Consider the following 16,443-nt stretch of genomic DNA (forward strand, 5'->3'; position numbering starts at 1 on the left):
GGGGATGTCGGGGTGCGCGTCGCTCCGCTACGCCGGGTCCGGCTCGGTGAGCAGCGGGTAGACGCCGTTCTCGTCGTGGTCCTCACGGCCCGTCACCGGCGGGTTGAAGACGCACAGGCAGTGGAAGTCCTCCTTGACGCGCAGCGTGTGCTTCTCGTGCCCGTCGAGCAGGTACATGGTGCCGGGGGTGATGCGGTACGTCTCGCCGTTGGTGTGGTCGGTGAGCTCCGCCTCGCCCCGGGTGCAGACCACGGCCTCCACGTGGTTCGCGTACCACATGGCGGTCTCCGTACCCGCGTACAGGATGGTCTCGTGCAGCGAGAAGCCGACGCGCTCCTTGGCGAGCAGGATGCGCTTGCTCTCCCAGGTGCCCGACTTGGCCTTCACGTGCCGGTCGGTGCCTTCGATGTCCTTGAACGAGCGGACGATCACGGTGAGTCGTTGCCTTTCTTGCTGGTCGTACGAGTTCGGTGGTCGTACGAGGGGTGTCAGGCCGTCTCGCGGACGGCGCGGGTCAGGGTGCGCAGGCCCTCGTCGAGCTCGTCGGCCGTGATGGTCAGGGCCGGCAGGAGCTTGACGACCTCGCTCTCGGGGCCCGAGGTCTCGATGAGCAGGCCGAGCTCGAAGGCGCGCCGGGCCACCGCGGTGGCGCGCTCCTTGTCGCGGAACTCGATGCCCCACACCAGGCCGCGGCCCCGGTACTCCACGATGTCGGCGCGGTGTTCGTCGACGAGCGCGACGAGCGTCTGCTCGACCTGCTCGCCGCGGGCGCGGGTCTGCTTCTCCATCGCGGGCCCGTCGGACCAGTACGTCTGCAGCGCGGCGGCGGCCGTCACGAACGCCGGGTTGTTGCCGCGGAAGGTGCCGTTGTGCTCGCCCGGCTCCCAGACGTCGAGCTCCGGCTTGAAGAGGGTGAGCGCCATCGGCAGGCCGTAGCCGCTGATGGACTTGGAGACGGTGACGATGTCCGGCGAGATGCCCGCCTCCTCGAAGGAGAAGAACGCGCCGGTGCGGCCGCAGCCCATCTGGATGTCGTCGACGATCAGGAGCATGTCCTGGCGGCGGCAGAGGGCTTCGAGGGCACGCAGCCACTCGGCGCGCGCCACGTTGATGCCGCCCTCGCCCTGCACGGTCTCCACGATCACGGCGGCGGGCTTGTTCAGGCCCGAGCCCTGGTCCTCCAGGAGCCGCTCGAACCACAGGAAGTCGGGGACCTTGCCGTCCAGGTAGTGGTCGAAGGGCATCGGGGTGCCGTGCACCAGCGGGATTCCGGCGCCCGCCCGCTTGAAGGCGTTGCCGGTGACCGCGAGCGAGCCCAGCGACATGCCGTGGAAGGCGTTCGTGAACGACACGATCGACTCGCGGCCCTTGACCTTGCGGGCCAGCTTCAGCGCGGATTCCACCGCGTTGGTGCCCGTCGGGCCCGGGAACATGACCTTGTACGGCAGGTCGCGCGGGCGAAGGACCAGGTTCTGGAACGACTCCAGGAAGGCGCGCTTGGCGGTCGTCGACATGTCGAGGCCGTGCGTGACGCCGTCGCGCTCCAGATAGTCGAGCAGCGCCCGTTTCAGGACGGGGTTGTTGTGCCCGTAGTTGAGCGACCCGGCACCGGCGAAGAAGTCGAGGTACTCGTGGCCGTCCTCGTCGTACATGCGGCTGCCCTGCGCGCGGTCGAAGACAGTGGGCCAACCGCGGCAGTAGCTGCGCACCTCCGACTCCAGGGTCTCGAAGACGCTCAGGTCCGGCTGGGTGATGGTCACAGCGAATCTCCTGGGAGATGAAGGGGCGTGCGGGAGTGAGGGGGTCAAGCGGGGGAGGGCGGTGCTGCGGGCCCGGTCGGCTCAGGGGGCCAACGGGCCGATGACGTGCAGGACTTCGGGGTCGTGACCGTCGTCCTCGCCGGGGAAGTGGGCCGCGTCGAACAGGACCGTGCGCTCGACACCGGCGCCGTGCCGCTGGGCGTACGAGGAGAACAGGCGCTCGGAGGCGGTGTTGCCCGGCGTGATGGTCGTCTCCACGGTGGTGATCCCGCGCTCCCCGACGACCTTCGCGGTCAGCCCGTCGAGCAGCGCGGCGGCGAGACCGCGGCCGCGGTGCGCGTGGTCGACGGCCGTCTGCCAGACGACGAGGGTGCGCGGCGCGTCCGGGCGGACGTAGCCGGTGACGAAGCCGACCGGCTCGCCGTCGGGGTCCCGGGCCACGACGGAGGTCGCCGCGAAGTCGCGGCACCACAGCAGATAGCTGTACGAGGAGTTGAGGTCGAGGGCCTTCGAGTCGCGGGCGATGCGCCAGATCGCGGCGCCGTCGGCGACGTCAGGAGTGTCGAGTCGCAGTCCGTCGGGCATTCCGAGGAAATTCGCTTGCAGGTCGGTCGGTAGATCGGCTTGTGCAGCGGTCATGCGGATTGAATTTACCGAGCAATTTCTGGGATTGCATCGGGGGAAGGGGTTACATGGCGGACTCACATGTGTTATCGCGCAGGCGCGTACGCCCGCAGGAGCTGCCATGCTTATATCCCGATTCGCCCCGGTTATTTCGGGCTAATCGGGCGCGATGTGGAGTGCGTCACAGCGTCGTATTGCACCGATTTACGCTGACGAAACCCTGGTGTTTAGGAGTGGGGAAAGCGGGCAGACGAATACGGGAAGCTGTTCTCTTAAGGAATTCATGAAGGCAGAGTTAAAGGGGCCTGAAAAGCGTCCGGCTATACCTCGGATAAAAAACTTCCCCGCCCACCCGGCCCGGAGCGGGCGGCGAGTGGACGGGGAGCACGGCGGGAAGGGGCTAGGCCTGCCAGGCCTCGGTGACGGCGCGGCGGGCCCCCTCCAGGTCCACGGCGAGCCCGAGCTCGCCCATCGCGGCGCCGAGCGCGGCCAGGGACGCGTGTACGACGCCGCGCGTGGCGTCCGGGCCGTAGTGGTTGACCCGGATCATCTCCTTGGCCAGCGCCCCGCCGCCCGTGACCAGCGGGAGCACCGGGTCGGCCGCGAGGGACCTGGCCACCAGCTCGGCCGCGTCGACCCCGCGCGGCGCGCGCAGCGTCGTGGCGACGGGCGCCGCGTCCCGGGCCTCGTGGACGTACGGCTCCAGGCCCCCGCCGAGGGCCACCGCGCCCGCCCGCGTCGCCGCCGCGGCCGTCGTGTGCCGCGCCATCAGGGCGTCCAGGCCCTCCGACTCGATCCGCTCCAGGCACGCCTCCAGGGCGAGCATCTCCAGCTGCGCGGGCGCGTGCAGGAGCGCCTTGCGGCCGCCGTCGATCCAGCGCTGCTTCCAGTCGAGCAGCGACAGGTACGAGCGGCGCGGGGCCTGCGGGTTGGCGGCGATCCGCTCCCAGGCCCGCTCGCTCACCGACACCGCGGACACGCCCGCGGGCCCGCCCATGGCCTTCTGCGCGCCGATCACGCACAGGTCCACGCCCCACGCGTCCGGAAGCAGCGGCTCGGCCGCCACGGAGGCGACGGCGTCCAGCATGAACAGGGCGCCGTGCGCGCGCACGACCTCGCCGATCTCCGCGACCGGATTGGTGTTGCCGGTCGCCGCCTCGGCGTGCACGAGGGACACGAAGTCGATCTCGGGGTGCGCGGCGAAGGCCTCCTCGACCTGCGCGGCGGTGACCGCCGTGTGGAAGGGCACCGCCAGGTCGACCACCGTCGCCCCGCAGTCGCGGAGCCAGTCGCCGAAGGTCTGTCCGTACGGGCCCGTGATCACGTTGAGGGCGGTGGTGCCGGGCCGCGCGGCGCCCCGGATGCAGCCCTCCAGCGGAAGGAGCGCCTCGCCCTGCGTGATCACCACGTCCTGCCGGGTGTCCAGGAGCCGGGCGACGCGGTCCTCGATGGCGGCGAAGTGCGCGGCGCTCAGCGGCGCCAGGTCGAGAAGGGGGTGTGTCATGGTGCTTCGGCTCACTTCGGGCTGCGTCGGGACGGGCTGGTCCGACCGAGCCTACCGAGCCCCTCCGGTCAGGTCCTACGCCTCCTAAGCTGCTGTCCATGAGCGATCACGCGGTGCTGCACGTGAAGGGGCGGGTGCTCGTCGGGCCCGAGGACGTACGGGACGAGCTGTGGGTGGTCGGCGGGCGGGTGACGTTCGAACGCCCCGCCGCGCGGGACGCCGTTACGGTCGAGGGCTGGGTGCTGCCCGGCCTCGTCGACGCGCACTGCCACGTCGGCCTCGACGCCCACGGTGCCGTCCCGGCCGAGGAGGCGGAGAAGCAGGCGCTCACCGAACGCGACGCGGGCGCGCTGCTCCTGCGCGACGCGGGCTCGCCGTCCGACACCCGCTGGATCGACGACCGCGAGGACCTGCCGAAGATCATCCGGGCGGGCCGCCACATCGCCCGCACCCGCCGCTACATCCGCAACTACGCGCACGAGGTCGAGCCCGGCGACCTCACCGCGTACGTCGCGCGGGAGGCCCGCCGCGGCGACGGCTGGGTCAAGCTCGTCGGCGACTGGATCGACCGCGAGGCGGGCGACCTCACCGCGTGCTGGCCGCGCGGCGCCGTGCGGGAGGCGATCGCCGAGGCGCACCGGCTCGGCGCCCGCGTCACCGCGCACTGCTTCGCCGAGGACTCGCTGCGCGACCTCGTCGAGGCGGGCATCGACTGCGTCGAGCACGCGACGGGCCTGACCGAGGACACCATCCCGCTGTTCGCCGAGCGGGGCGTCGCGATCGTCCCGACCCTCGTGAACATCGCGACGTTCCCGCAGCTCGCCGCCGGTGGCGAGAAGAAGTTCCCCCGGTGGGCGGCCCATATGCGCCGCCTCCACGAGCGCCGCTACGACACCGTCCGGGCCGCGTACGACGCCGGGGTGCCGGTGTACGCGGGCACCGACGCCGGGGGCTCCCTCGCGCACGGCCTGATCGGCGGCGAGGTCGCCGAACTCACCAAGGCGGGCATCCCCGCCGTCGCCGCCCTCGCCGCCACGACCTGGGGCGCGCGGGCCTGGCTGGGGCGCCCCGGACTCGTCGAGGGCGCGCCCGGCGACCTCGTCGTGTACGAGGCCGACCCGCGGGCCGACGTGCGCGTGCTCACGGCGCCCCGGCGCGTGGTGCTCGACGGCCGGGTCGTGGGCTGACGGCACGAGGTGAAGAGCCCGCACCGCACGCGTTGTTGACGGACGGTGACGGATGGGGCGGCAGGGTCGTTGGTCTGGGTTCCGCTGCCTGTCGTCGTGCTCCGTGCCCGGCGGGCCGCCGTGATGCGGGGGGCTGGGGGGAACGTCCGTGTCAGCCGATTCGAAAGCAGGGGCGGAAACCTCCCGATGGAGTGAACTCACGCCAGGTTGCTGACCGTTCACTCTCAGTGCGTAAAGATGCCGGAGTCGGCGGCGCCTCCCGGCGCACACCGGCATCAGTGGCGCCCCGCGCACGCGATGTCCCCGTGTGGCGTGCGCGGCGGCGCCTTCAAGACTCATGTGGGGGTTCCACCACCTTGACCAGCAACGCCTTCCGCCGCCTGCCCACGCGCCGCATCGGCGCGCTCGCCGCCGCCACCGTGGTCGCCGCCGGTCCCGCGGCGCTCGGCACCGCGGGCACCGCGCACGCGACGGACGACCACCGAGGCGGCCGCGCCGGGGCCGTCGTGCTCCGCACCGGCCTTGAGGTCTCCCTGCTCAACAAGACCGTACGGGCGCCGCTCAACGTCACCCTGAACGAGGTGAGCGCGCCCGCGAGCGCCAGCAGGACCACCCTCACCGCGAAGCTCGACGGCGTCGAGGGCGGGCAGCCGTTCAGCGTGTTCCGGGCCGACGTCGCCACCGCGCGCGCCACCGTCAAGGGCGGCACCGCCCAGGGCTACAGCAACGTCGCCCGGGCCAAGGTGCACGTGCCCGGCCTGCCGCTGCTCCCGCTGGTGGAGGTCGACCAGATCACCTCCAAGGCCGTGTGCACGGCGGGCAAGCGGCCCGTGGCCTCCTCGACGTTCCTCGGCGGCGTGACCGTCCTCGGCAAGAAGGTCAGCGTCAAGTCCGCGGGCACGACCCAGGTGTCCGTCCCCGGCGTCGGCGAGGTCCGCCTCGACCTCTCGTCGACCCGCACCACGTCCCGTACGGCCGCCGCGACCGCGCTCCGGCTCCAGGTGTCCGTCGACCCGCTGAAGCTCGGGGTCGCCGCGGTCAAGGGCGCGGTGACCCTGGCGGGGGCGAGCTGCGAGGCCCCCGGGCCCGGGGCCAAGCCGCTGCCCGAGCCGCAGGGCGGCAAGCCCGCCGAGCCCGTCACCGCGCGGCGGGAGGCACCCAAGCAGACCGACGACCTCGCGGAGACCGGGGGGTCCTCCATGACGCCCTACGTGGCCGGCGGGGCGGTGGTGCTGCTCCTGGCGGGGGGCGGGGTCCTGGCCTACACCCGTCGCCGCTGACTCTGGCGGGGGCGCCTTGAACCGGGGCCTCGGCCTCGGGGCGGCGCCCCCCTTCCGCCCTGGCGCGGGCTTCTTGTGCTGCTCGGCACCTCCTGGCCGGGCCCCACTGACGCGGGAGCTTTCCCACCCGCCCGCCCGTTCCTGGGCGCTTCACGGCGGGGCCTCAATCCCGCTGCTCCGCGGTGGTGCTTTCCCGCCCGTCCGCCCGTTCCTGGGCGCCTCTTGGCGGGGCCCCATCCCCGCTGCTCCGCGGCGGTGCTTTCGCACCCGCCCGCCCGTTCCTGGGCGCCTCTTGGCGGGGCCTCAATCCCGCTGCTCCGCGGCGGTGCTTTCCCGCCCGCCCGTCCGTTCCTGGGCGCCTCTTGGCGGGGCCCCATCCCCGCTGCTCCGCGGCGGTGCTTTCGCACCCGCCCGCCCGTTCCTGGGCGCTTCACGGCCGGGCCCCAATCCCGCCGCTCCGCGGCGGCCCTCTCCCGCCCGCCCATCGCTCGGCGCCTCACGGCCCGGCCGCCCGTCGACCCGCACCTCATGCCCGAGCCGTCCGCCGCGCAGCGCTTCGTGCCCACGCACCCCGTACACGCGCGGCCCGGCCCCGCGCTGTTCGGTGCCGAGTCACGGGTGGGTGGGTGGGTGGGAAGGCCCCGCGTCAGCGGGGCCTGACCTTCGGGAGGGCGCGGAGGAAGGCTTCCGTGGTGGGGCGGTCGCGCACCGCCACCCGCATCCAGTCGGGCCCCAGGCCAGGAAACGTATCGCCGCGCCGCACCATGAACCCCTCCTCCCGCAGCCGTTCCCGTACGACGGTCGCCGCCCCGGCAAGGCGGACCAGGACGAAGGGCCCCTCGGCAGGTCCCACCACCTCCACCCCGGGCAGCGCCCTGAGCCCGGCCACCAGGTGCTGCCGCTCGGCGGCGACCCGGTGCGCCACGTGCCCCGCCTCGGCGAGCGCGCGCGGCGCCACACAGGCCTCGGCCGCCGCCAGGGCGGGCGACGACACCGGCCACAGCGGCTGCGCCCGCTCCAGGACCCCGATCGTCTCCGGGGCGGCGATGACGTACCCGATGCGCAGCCCGGCGAGGCCCCACGTCTTGGTGAGGCTGCGCAGCACCACGAGCCCGGGCACGTCGACGCGCCCGGCGAGGGCCTCCCGCTCACCGGGCACCGCGTCCATGAACGCCTCGTCCACCACGAGCACCCGCCCGGGGCGGGCGAGGCGGGCGAGACCGTCGGCGGGGTGCAGGACCGACGTCGGGTTGGTCGGGTTGCCCACGACGACCAGGTCCGCGTCGTCGGGGACCGCCGCCGGGTCCAGCCGGAAGCCGTCCGCGGCCCGCAGCAGCACCCGCTCCACCGTGTGCCCGGCGTCCCGCAGCGCGGCCTCCGGCTCCGTGAACTGCGGATGCACCACCACCGGCCGCCGCACCGGCAGCGCCCGCGCGAGCAGCACGAAGGCCTCGGCGGCACCCGCCGTGAGCAGCACCCGCTCCGGCTCCACGCCGTGCCGCGCCGCCACCGCGGCCCGTGCCGCCCGGCCGTCGGGGTAGGCGGCGAGGCCGTCGAGGGAGGCCGCGATGTGCTGCTTCAGCCAGGAAGGAGGCGTGTCGGAGCGGACGTTGACGGCCAGGTCGACGAGGTCGTCCCGCCCGCGCACCTCCGCGTCGCCGTGGTGCCGCAGGTCGACGTCGCCGCCCGCGGCCCCGGCCGCCGTGGTGTCCGTGCTCAAGTCCATGGCCGTGATGACGGTGCCTTTCGTCGGAGTCGGAAGGGGAGAGGGAATGAGGGAGGGAAGGGGAGGGGGAGTGAGCGGGGGGTTCGGCGGGGGCGCGGGGCCCCGCGCCGGGCGCGCCACCGCGCACGTCGCCCTCGCCGACTTCCGCTTGGGGACCAGGAGTTCCCCGCCCCGGGCGAGGGCGGCGGCCTCCGCCACGGACGGCGTACCGGCGGCGGCGAGCGGCGCGCCGGACGGATTCGGCACCGCGACGCCGGCCAGCTCGTGCGCCGGGTACGTCACCAGCGGCACCCCGAGCCGCGCCGCGGCCCCGACGACGCCGGCCTCGCCCCTTTTGGTGTCGACGGTCGCCAACTCCCGTACGGACAGCGGCGAGAGGCCCGCCTCGCGCAGACACTCCCGTACGAGACCGAGAACCTCGGCGGCCGGGACGCCCCGGCCGGCGCCGACCCCCACGACGACGGCGGGCGGCCGCGGCGCGGGAGCCCGGTCACCGGGCTCGGGGGCGCGGCCCGCCGGGCGGTCGGCCATGAGGGCTCCTCTCGTGGGAAGGCGGCGGGCGGATGCGGCCGCTCGGGTGGTGCGGCGCGGGACCGGTTAGCGGTCGCCGGGCCGATCGGCTAGCAAGGGCGCATGGCGGTGTTCGTGGCGCTCGGCGCGTTCGTGATGACCCTGGTCGGCGGCTGGACGGCGGGGCGGGTCACCGACCGGCGCCATCTGGTGCTCGGCCTCGCGGGCGGCCTGATGCTCGGCGTGGTCGGGCTCGACCTGCTGCCGGAGGCGCTGGAGGCGGCCGGCGGGCCGGTCTTCGGGGTGCCCGCGGCGCTGCTCCTCGCGGTCGCGGGCTTCCTGCTCGCGCACGTGGTGGAGCGCCTGCTCGCGCTGCGCCAGGCGGCGCACGGCGGCGAGGAGCACGACGGACGGGTGCCCGAGGTGGGTCTGACGGCGGCGGCCGCGATGGTCGGGCACAGCGTCATGGACGGCGTCGCGATCGGCGCGGCCTTCCAGGTGGGCGGGGGCATGGGCGCGGCCGTGGCGCTCGCCGTCATCGCCCACGACTTCGCCGACGGCTTCAACACGTACACGATCACGAAGCTGTACGGGAACGCCCGCCGCCGGGCGGTGGCGATGCTCTTCGCGGACGCCGTCGCCCCCGTCGTGGGCGCGGCCTCCACGCTCCTGTTCACCATTCCGGAGCAACTGCTCGGCGGATATCTCGGCTTCTTCGGCGGCGCGCTCCTGTACCTCGCCGCCGCCGAGATCCTGCCGGAGGCGCACCACGACCACCCGGCGCGCTCCACCCTGCTGTGCACGGTGGCGGGCGCCGGGTTCATCTGGCTGGTGGTCGGCCTGGCGGAGTGAGCCGCCCGGCACCGGCACGGCCGCCCGCCCCGGTCCGCCCCGGCTCATCCCGCGGCGCACCTCTCCACGAACCGGCGGGCGATCCCCGGCCCGGCGGCCCAGTGGGTGTGCACATAGCTCGCGTGGACGCCCCGCTGCACGAAGCCCTCGACCCGCCGCTCGGGGGTGTGCAGGCCCCACGCGGGCGCCGGGCCCGCGCCCGGTTCGACCACGGTGCGGTGGAACTCGTGGCCGCGCGTCCGCGTCCCCGCCGGGGCGAGCACGCTGTCGGACACCGCCACCGCCTCCCGGTAGCCCAGCGTCAGGCGCTCCGCCATCCGCGCCCGGGCGTCCAGGACCCCGCACATCGGCTTTCCGTCCAGCTCCCGGGTGAGGTACAGCAGCCCCGCGCACTCGGCGGCGACCGGCGCCCCGCTCTGCGCCAGCTCGGCCACGGCCTTGCGCAGCGGCTCGTTGGCGGACAGCTCCGGCGCGTAGACCTCGGGGAACCCGCCCCCGATGACGAGGCCCGCGGTCCCCTCGGGCAGCCGCTCGTCGTGCAGCGGGTCGAAGCCGACGACCTCGGCCCCGGCGGCCGTGAGCAGCTCGGCGTGCTCGGCGTACGAGAACGTGAACGCGGCCCCGCCCGCCACGGCGACCACGGGCCGCCCGGCAGGCCCGTCCGGGACGGCACCAGCCCCGGGGTCCCACGCGTCCCCGGACCAGACCCCCGCGCTGCGCGCGAGCGCCAGGATCCCCTCCAGGTCACAGCCCTGCCGCACCTGCTCGGCGAGGGCCGCCACGGACGCCACGGCCTCGGCCTGCCGCTCGGCGACCGGCACGAGGCCCAGGTGCCGGGACGGCGCCCGCACCTGCGGGGCCCGCCGCAGGGCGCCGAGCACGGGCACCCCGGAGGAGTCCAGCGCCTCGCGCAGCAGCTCCTCGTGGCGCGCGGAGCCCACCTTGTTGAGGATCACCCCGCCGAGGCGCACCTCCGGGTCCCAGGACGCGAAGCCGTGCACGAGCGCGGCCACCGACCGGGACTGCGAGGAGGCGTCCACGACGAGCACGACCGGCGCCCGCAGCAGCTTGGCGACGTGCGCGGTGGAGGCCAGCTCGCCCTGCCCCGCCGCCCCGTCGAACATCCCCATCACGCCCTCGACGACCGCGAGGTCGCAGCCCGCGGCGCCGTGCGCGAACAGCGGCCCCACCAGGCCGGGCCCGCACAGATAGGCGTCGAGGTTGCGCCCCGGCCGCCCGGTGGCGAGCGCGTGGTACCCGGGGTCGATGTAGTCCGGCCCGACCTTGTGCGGCGAGACGGCGAGCCCCGCCTCGGTGAAGGCGGCCATGAGCCCGGTCGCGACGGTCGTCTTCCCGCTTCCGGAGGACGGCGCCGCGATGACGACACGTGCTACCACTCGATGCCCCGCTGGCCCTTCTGACCGGCGTCCATCGGGTGCTTGACCTTGGACATGTCGGTGACGAGGTCGGCGTACCCGATCAGCTTCTCCGGGGCGTTGCGCCCCGTGATCACCACGTGCTGGGTGCCGGGCCGGTCGCGCAGGACCGCCACGACCTCGTCCACGTCCACCCACCCCCAGTGCAGCAGGTACGCGAACTCGTCGAGGACGTAGAACTTGTACGTCTCGGCCGCCAGGTCCCGCTTGACCTGCTCCCAGCCCTCGCGCGCCTTCTCCTCGTGGCTCGGCTCGCCCGCGGCGGGCTCCCGCTGGATCCACGACCAGCCCTCGCCCATCTTGTGCCAGTCGACGCGCCCGCCCTCGCCGCTGGCCCCGAGGACCTTCAGCGCGTTCTCCTCGCCGACCTTCCACTTCGCCGACTTGACGAACTGGAACACCCCCACCGGCCAGCCCTGGTTCCAGGCGCGCAGCGCCATTCCGAACGCGGCCGTGGACTTCCCCTTGCCGACGCCCGTGTGCACCATCACCAACGGCCGGTTCCGGCGCTGACGTGTCGTCAGGCCGTCCTCCGGCACCACGTTCGGCTGCCCCTTCGGCATTACGCGACCTTCCTCTCGTTACCCGCCCGCACGTTCCGTACGAGACCGGCGATGCTGTCCGCCCGCAGTTCGTCCAACGTGACGGCCGTGCCGCCCAGTTCACCGGCGAGCTGCCCGGCGAGCCCCAGGCGCACCGGGCCCGCCTCGCAGTCCACGACCACCGACGCGACCCCCTCGGCTGCGAAGAGCCGGGCGGCCCGCCCGGCGAGCGCCACAGGTTCGGGTCCGCCGGTGGCCCGCCCGTCCGTGACGACCACGACGAGGGGGCGCCGCGCCGGATCCCGCAGCCGCTCGATCCGCAGCACCTCGTGGGCCTTGAGCAGGCCGGTCGCGAGCGGCGTACGCCCGCCCGTGGGCAGGGACTCCAGACGCGCCGCGGCGGCGTCCACGGACGACGTGGGCGGCAGCGCCACCTCGGCGGCCGAGCCCCGGAACGTCACCAGGCCCACCTTGTCCCGCCGCTGGTAGGCGTCGAGCAGCAGCGAGAGCACGGCGCCCTTCACGGCGCCCATCCGCTTGCGCGCCGCCATCGACCCGGAGGCGTCCACGACGAACAGCACGAGGTTGCCCTCGCGCCCCTCGCGGGTGGCCTGCCTGAGGTCGTCCCTGCGCACGACGAGGCCGCGTCCGGCCCGGCCGCGCGCCCGCTGGTGCGGTGCCGCGGCCTGCACGGTCGCCGCCAGGTGCAGCTTCGTCAGGTTCCCGCGGGGCCGCCGCGACCCGGTCGTCCTGCCGTGCTCGGTGCGCGCCCGCGAGCGCCGCCCGGCCGCGCCGTCCCCGAGGCCGGGCACGCTCAGGACCTTCGTGCGGAACGGCTCCGCCGCCCGCACCGGCTGCTGCTCCGCGGCGCCCGCGCCCTGCGGCTGCCCGCCTTCGGAGGCCTCGCCCGGAGCGGGCGCGCCGCCGTCGGCGGGCGCGTCGGGCCCCTGGTCCTGCGGCGGCACGCCCCCGCCACCGCCGCCGTCGGGGCCCGGGTCGTCGTCACTGCCGTCGTGGTCGTCGCCGAACTCGTCCAGGGTCTCGTCGAGCTTGTCCTCGTCGAGGCCGGGCGCGTCGAACGGGTTGCGCCGCCGCCGGTGCGGCAGCGCGAGCAGCGCGGCCTGCCGCACGTCCTCGGCGAGCACGTCCTCGCGCCCCGCCCAGGCGGCGAGCGCCGTCGCCGTGCGGGCCATCACGATGTCCGCGCGCATGCCGTCGACCTCGAAGGCCGCGCAGGTCGCCGCGATCTGCCGCAGCACGCCGTCGCCGAGCCGCACCCGCGGCAGCAGCGCCCGTGCGGCCACGATGCGCGCCCGCACCGCCGCCTCGTCCTCGGTCCAGCGCCCCGCGAACCCCTCCGGGTCGTCGTCGTAGGCGAGCCGCCGCTTCACGACCTCCACGCGCTGGTCGGGCTCGCGGGACGCGGCGACCTCCACGGTGAGCCCGAACCGGTCGAGCAACTGCGGCCGCAGCTCGCCCTCTTCGGGGTTCATGGTCCCGACGAGCAGGAACCGGGCGGCGTGCCGCACGGAGACGCCCTCGCGCTCGACGTACGAGGCGCCCATGGCGGCGGCGTCGAGCAAGAGGTCGACCAGGTGGTCGTGGAGGAGGTTGACCTCGTCGACGTACAGGATCCCGCGGTGCGCGTCGGCGAGCAGGCCCGGCTCGAAGGCCTTCACGCCCTCGGCGAGCGCCCGCTCGATGTCGAGCGCCCCCACGAGCCGGTCCTCGGACGCGCCGACGGGCAGCTCCACCATGCGCGCGGCCCGCGAGGTGCCGGTACCGGGCTCGTGCGGCCCGTCCGGGCACGCGGGGTCGGGCGCCTGCGGAGCACAGGAGAACCGGCACCCGGCCACGACGTCCACGTCCGGAAGGAGCGCGGACAGCGCCCGCACGGCGGTGGACTTGGCGGTGCCCTTCTCACCCCGGACGAGAACGCCGCCGACGGCGGGGGACACGGCGTTGAGCAGCAGGGCGAGCCGCAGGTCGTCCTGCCCGACGACGGCGGTGAAGGGGTAAGGGGTAGTCACGCGGCGACCTCCATCTCCAGCCCGTCCGGCGTGTGGGGACGAGCCGCGAAGCGGCAATTTCGGGGGCCTGGGGGCGCGGCCCCCAGTTTCGGGAAGGGGAGGGCTCGGGGAGCCCCCGGCAGGGTCACGACGGCGCCCCCGGCGGCACGAAGGGAAGGCCGACGGGCGCCCCGCCGTCGATGAGCCGCAGCAGCGCCTCCGTGTCGGCGTGCTCTTCGATCAGGTCGCCCAGCAGATCCAGCTGCTCCTCGCGCAGGGCACCGAAACTGGTGTCCGGCGCGGGCACGAAGCGGCGCCCGGCCGCGCGGGCCACCTCGGTGAGGAAGCGCCGCCGGAACGCGTCGCTCTCCAGGGACCCGTGCCAGTGCGTGCCCCACACCTCGCCCACCCGGCAGCCGTCGAGGCTGCGTCCTCCGTCATCAGAGAAGAACGGTTCGCCCCCCAGGACCTCGGCGACGCCGTGGTGGATCTCGTACCCCTCGACGGGCTCGCCGAGGGCCCGACCGACGGGCCGCGCCAGGGTCTTCTCGCGCGCGAAGTGCACGCGCACGGGCAGCAGTCCGAGCCCGTCCACGGCCCCCGCGCGGGACTCCACGTCGTCCTCGATGCGCTCGCCGAGCACCTGGAAGCCGCCGCAGATGCCGAGCACGGGCCGCCCCGCGGCGGCCCGGCGCGCGAGCGCGTCCGCGAGCCCGCGCTCGCGCAGCCACGCCAGGGCGCGCACGGTGCCGCGCGTGCCCGGGACGACGACGAGGTCGGCGTCGGCGAGCTCCTCGGCCCGGTCCACGAACCGCACCACGACGCCGGGTTCGGCGGCGAGCGCGTCCACGTCGGTGAAGTTCGACATCAGCGGCACGGCGCACACGGCGACGCGCAGCACGTCCTCGCCGAGCGGCGGCGCGACGACGGACTCCCGGACGGCGCCGCGCAGCGACACCCGCAGCCCGTCCTCCTCGTCGATCCCGAGCCCGTGCTGGAACGGCAGCACGCCGAAGGTGTCTCGCCCGGTGAGCCCGCGCAGCATGTCGAGGCCCGGTTCGAGCAGCGACACGTCACCGCGGAACTTGTTGACGAGGAAGCCCGCCACCAGCTCCTGGTCGGCGGGGCCGAGCAGCGCGAGGGTCCCGAAGAAGGAGGCGAAGACGCCCCCTCGGTCGATGTCGCCGACGACGACCACGGGGAAGCGGGCGGCCCGCGCGATCCCCATGTTCACGATGTCGGTGCGGCGCAGATTGATCTCGGCGGGACTGCCCGCCCCCTCACAGATCACGGCGTCATACGTGCCCCGCAGCTCCTCCAGGCATCCCACGACGGTGTCGAGCAGCGCCTGCTGCCGCCCGCCGTGGTAGCCGCGCGCGCTCATCTCGCCGACCGGCTTGCCCATGAGGACGACCTGGCTCGACTTCTCGCCGCCCGGCTTGAGCAGCACCGGGTTCATCAGGGCCGAGGGCTCGACCCGGGCGGCCTGCGCCTGCATGGCCTGCGCCCGCCCGATCTCGGCGCCCTCGCGGGTCACGAAGGAGTTCAGGGACATGTTCTGCGCCTTGAACGGCGCGACGGAGATCCCCTTGCGGGACAGCCACCGGCAGATCCCCGCAGTGACGACGCTCTTCCCCGCGTCGGAGGTCGTACCGGCGACGAGCAGCCCGCCGCTCACAGGGTCCACCCCTTCTTCCTTCCCCGTGCCCGCACCAGGTGCGTGCCGACGGACACGCCGAGCGCGAGCCAGCTCACCCGCCGCGACAGCCGTACGGCCCGCTCGATGTCGTCCACGACCACGCTCCGCCCCTCCCCGTTCAGCACGGGCCGCTCCTCGACGCGCCCCGCATACGACAGCGTTCCCCCGAGCCGCACCCCGAGGGCACCCGCGAAGGAGGCCTCGACCACCCCGGCGTTGGGGCTCGGATGCCGGCGCGCGTCACTCCGCCAGGCGCGCAGCGCCCGCCGGGGCGCGCCCCCGGCGGCGACGGCGAGCAGACCGGTGAGGCGTGCCCCCGGCCACCCCGCGACGTCGTCGAGCCGCGCGGAAGCCCAGCCGTACCGCAGGTACCTGGCCGAGCGGTGCCCGACCATCGCGTCCAGCGTGTTGACGGCCCGGAACCCGACGAGCCCCGGCACGCCCGCCACGGCGCCCCACACGAGCGCGCCCACGACGGCGTCGGAGGTGTTCTCGGCGACGGACTCCACGACGGCCCGCGCGATACCGTCGGCGTCCAGGGCCTCGGGGTCACGGCCGCACAGATGGGGAAGGCGCTCCCGGGCGACGTCCACGTCCCCGGCGGCCAGCGCGCCGCCGATGGCCCGCGCCTCCCGGCCGAGCGAGGTGCCTCCGACGACGGCCCAGGTCGCGGCGGCCGTCAGACCGACGGACGCGGCGCGCGAGCGGCGCGCGGCGCGCGAGGCGAGGGCCCCCACGGCGACGGCGCCCCCGGCGCAGACGACGGCGTGCAGCACGCCCGAGCCCCGGTGGTCGCGCCACAGGACGCGTTCGACGGCTCCGGCCGCCCGGCCGAACGCGGCGACCGGATGCCCTCGGCGGGGGTCGCCGAGCAGCAGGTCACCGAGGAGTCCGGCGGCGGCGCCGTACGCGAAGTCGCGATCGGCAGCACGCATCGGTTCAGCCCGCCGTCTCGCGCCGAGCGCCGAACGGAACGCCCAGGGGAACGCTCGACCCGAAGGGAGCCCTGGCAGGGAACGGCGGTCGGCCGCGCATGGCGATGTGTCCTCACTCAGGGTGTCCGCGCCCTGGTTCGACGTGACAGGCGGCGAGAGTTCCTGGCTTCCGGGAGGGCGCTGGTCGGCGCCAGGCCGGTGACAGTGGCGGGACCGCGCCGGATTCGCACCGGACTTCCTCTGCTGCCGCCGTAGTTGGCCCCGGCAGTCCACCATGCCGCTCAGCGCCCGTCAACTCGCGGTTGACCTGCGACGGAACAGACGGAACAGACGGAGCGAGGGGGCGGCGCCCGGTGACCTCACCGGGCGCCGCCCCCTC

Annotated in this window: 13 protein-coding genes and 1 riboswitch; of the genes, 3 read left to right on the forward strand and 10 right to left on the reverse strand. The window is 74.7% G+C overall.

Features of this window, described 5'->3' with window-relative positions:
• Positions 1–27: 27 nt before the first annotated feature.
• The 4 genes from AC5WAM_RS31735 to AC5WAM_RS31750 form a co-directional block, all read right to left on the reverse strand.
• Positions 28–432, reverse strand: coding sequence for an ectoine synthase (locus AC5WAM_RS31735; RefSeq protein WP_366792381.1), 405 nt, complete (start codon positions 430–432; stop codon positions 28–30).
• Between the two features lie 56 nt (positions 433–488).
• Entirely contained in the window at positions 489–1,760 is a 1,272-nt protein-coding gene (ectB, locus tag AC5WAM_RS31740) for a diaminobutyrate--2-oxoglutarate transaminase (RefSeq protein WP_495519632.1), read from the reverse strand.
• A gap of 81 nt (positions 1,761–1,841) precedes the next feature.
• Complete coding sequence (gene ectA, locus AC5WAM_RS31745; protein ID WP_495519633.1) at positions 1,842–2,399, reverse strand: diaminobutyrate acetyltransferase; 558 nt, start codon at positions 2,397–2,399, stop codon at positions 1,842–1,844.
• A 385-nt stretch (positions 2,400–2,784) separates the two neighbouring features.
• Positions 2,785–3,888 carry a pyridoxal-phosphate-dependent aminotransferase family protein gene (locus AC5WAM_RS31750; RefSeq protein WP_495519634.1) on the reverse strand — a complete coding sequence of 368 codons (1,104 nt, stop codon included), beginning with the start codon at positions 3,886–3,888 and terminating at the stop codon, positions 2,785–2,787.
• 98 nt (positions 3,889–3,986) lie between these two features.
• On the opposite strand from AC5WAM_RS31750, the gene AC5WAM_RS31755 reads away from it, so the two are divergent.
• Positions 3,987–5,075 carry an amidohydrolase family protein gene (locus tag AC5WAM_RS31755; protein ID WP_495519635.1) on the forward strand — a complete coding sequence of 363 codons (1,089 nt, stop codon included), beginning with the start codon at positions 3,987–3,989 and terminating at the stop codon, positions 5,073–5,075.
• Between the two features lie 356 nt (positions 5,076–5,431).
• Complete coding sequence (locus AC5WAM_RS31760; RefSeq protein WP_495519636.1) at positions 5,432–6,355, forward strand: SCO1860 family LAETG-anchored protein; 924 nt, start codon at positions 5,432–5,434, stop codon at positions 6,353–6,355.
• Positions 6,356–7,001: 646 nt separating this feature from the next.
• Here AC5WAM_RS31760 and cobC read toward each other — a convergent pair.
• Positions 7,002–8,612, reverse strand: coding sequence for an Rv2231c family histidinol phosphate aminotransferase CobC (gene cobC, locus AC5WAM_RS31765; protein WP_495519637.1), 1,611 nt, complete (start codon positions 8,610–8,612; stop codon positions 7,002–7,004).
• Positions 8,613–8,714: 102 nt separating this feature from the next.
• Here cobC and AC5WAM_RS31770 point away from each other — a divergent pair, with 102 nt between their 5' ends.
• Complete coding sequence (locus AC5WAM_RS31770; protein WP_138959018.1) at positions 8,715–9,443, forward strand: ZIP family metal transporter; 729 nt, start codon at positions 8,715–8,717, stop codon at positions 9,441–9,443.
• 44 nt (positions 9,444–9,487) lie between these two features.
• Here AC5WAM_RS31770 and AC5WAM_RS31775 read toward each other — a convergent pair whose 3' ends face one another.
• The 5 genes from AC5WAM_RS31775 to AC5WAM_RS31795 form a co-directional block, all read right to left on the reverse strand.
• Positions 9,488–10,840: a cobyrinic acid a,c-diamide synthase CobB gene (locus AC5WAM_RS31775; protein WP_495519638.1), complete on the reverse strand. Its 1,353-nt coding sequence runs from the start codon at positions 10,838–10,840 to the stop codon at positions 9,488–9,490.
• Positions 10,834–11,442 (reverse strand): cob(I)yrinic acid a,c-diamide adenosyltransferase, encoded by a 609-nt coding sequence (gene cobO / locus AC5WAM_RS31780; RefSeq protein WP_366792389.1) that lies wholly within the window; start codon positions 11,440–11,442, stop codon positions 10,834–10,836. Before cobO ends, AC5WAM_RS31775 begins: the two co-directional genes overlap by 7 nt.
• Positions 11,442–13,451 carry a putative cobaltochelatase gene (locus AC5WAM_RS31785; RefSeq protein WP_495519639.1) on the reverse strand — a complete coding sequence of 670 codons (2,010 nt, stop codon included), beginning with the start codon at positions 13,449–13,451 and terminating at the stop codon, positions 11,442–11,444. Before AC5WAM_RS31785 ends, cobO begins: the two co-directional genes overlap by 1 nt.
• 124 nt (positions 13,452–13,575) lie before the next feature.
• The gene (locus tag AC5WAM_RS31790; protein ID WP_495523684.1) at positions 13,576–15,108 is read right to left on the reverse strand and encodes a cobyric acid synthase; all 1,533 of its coding nucleotides are present in this window, start codon (positions 15,106–15,108) and stop codon (positions 13,576–13,578) included.
• Positions 15,105–16,064: a cobalamin biosynthesis protein gene (locus AC5WAM_RS31795; RefSeq protein ID WP_495519640.1), complete on the reverse strand. Its 960-nt coding sequence runs from the start codon at positions 16,062–16,064 to the stop codon at positions 15,105–15,107. The genes AC5WAM_RS31790 and AC5WAM_RS31795 overlap by 4 nt, the downstream gene beginning before the upstream one ends.
• Positions 16,065–16,220: 156 nt before the next feature.
• Positions 16,221–16,305, reverse strand: a riboswitch (cobalamin riboswitch).
• Positions 16,306–16,443 lie beyond the last annotated feature (138 nt).

This window comes from Streptomyces sp. JLYT201 (assembly GCF_059448825.1).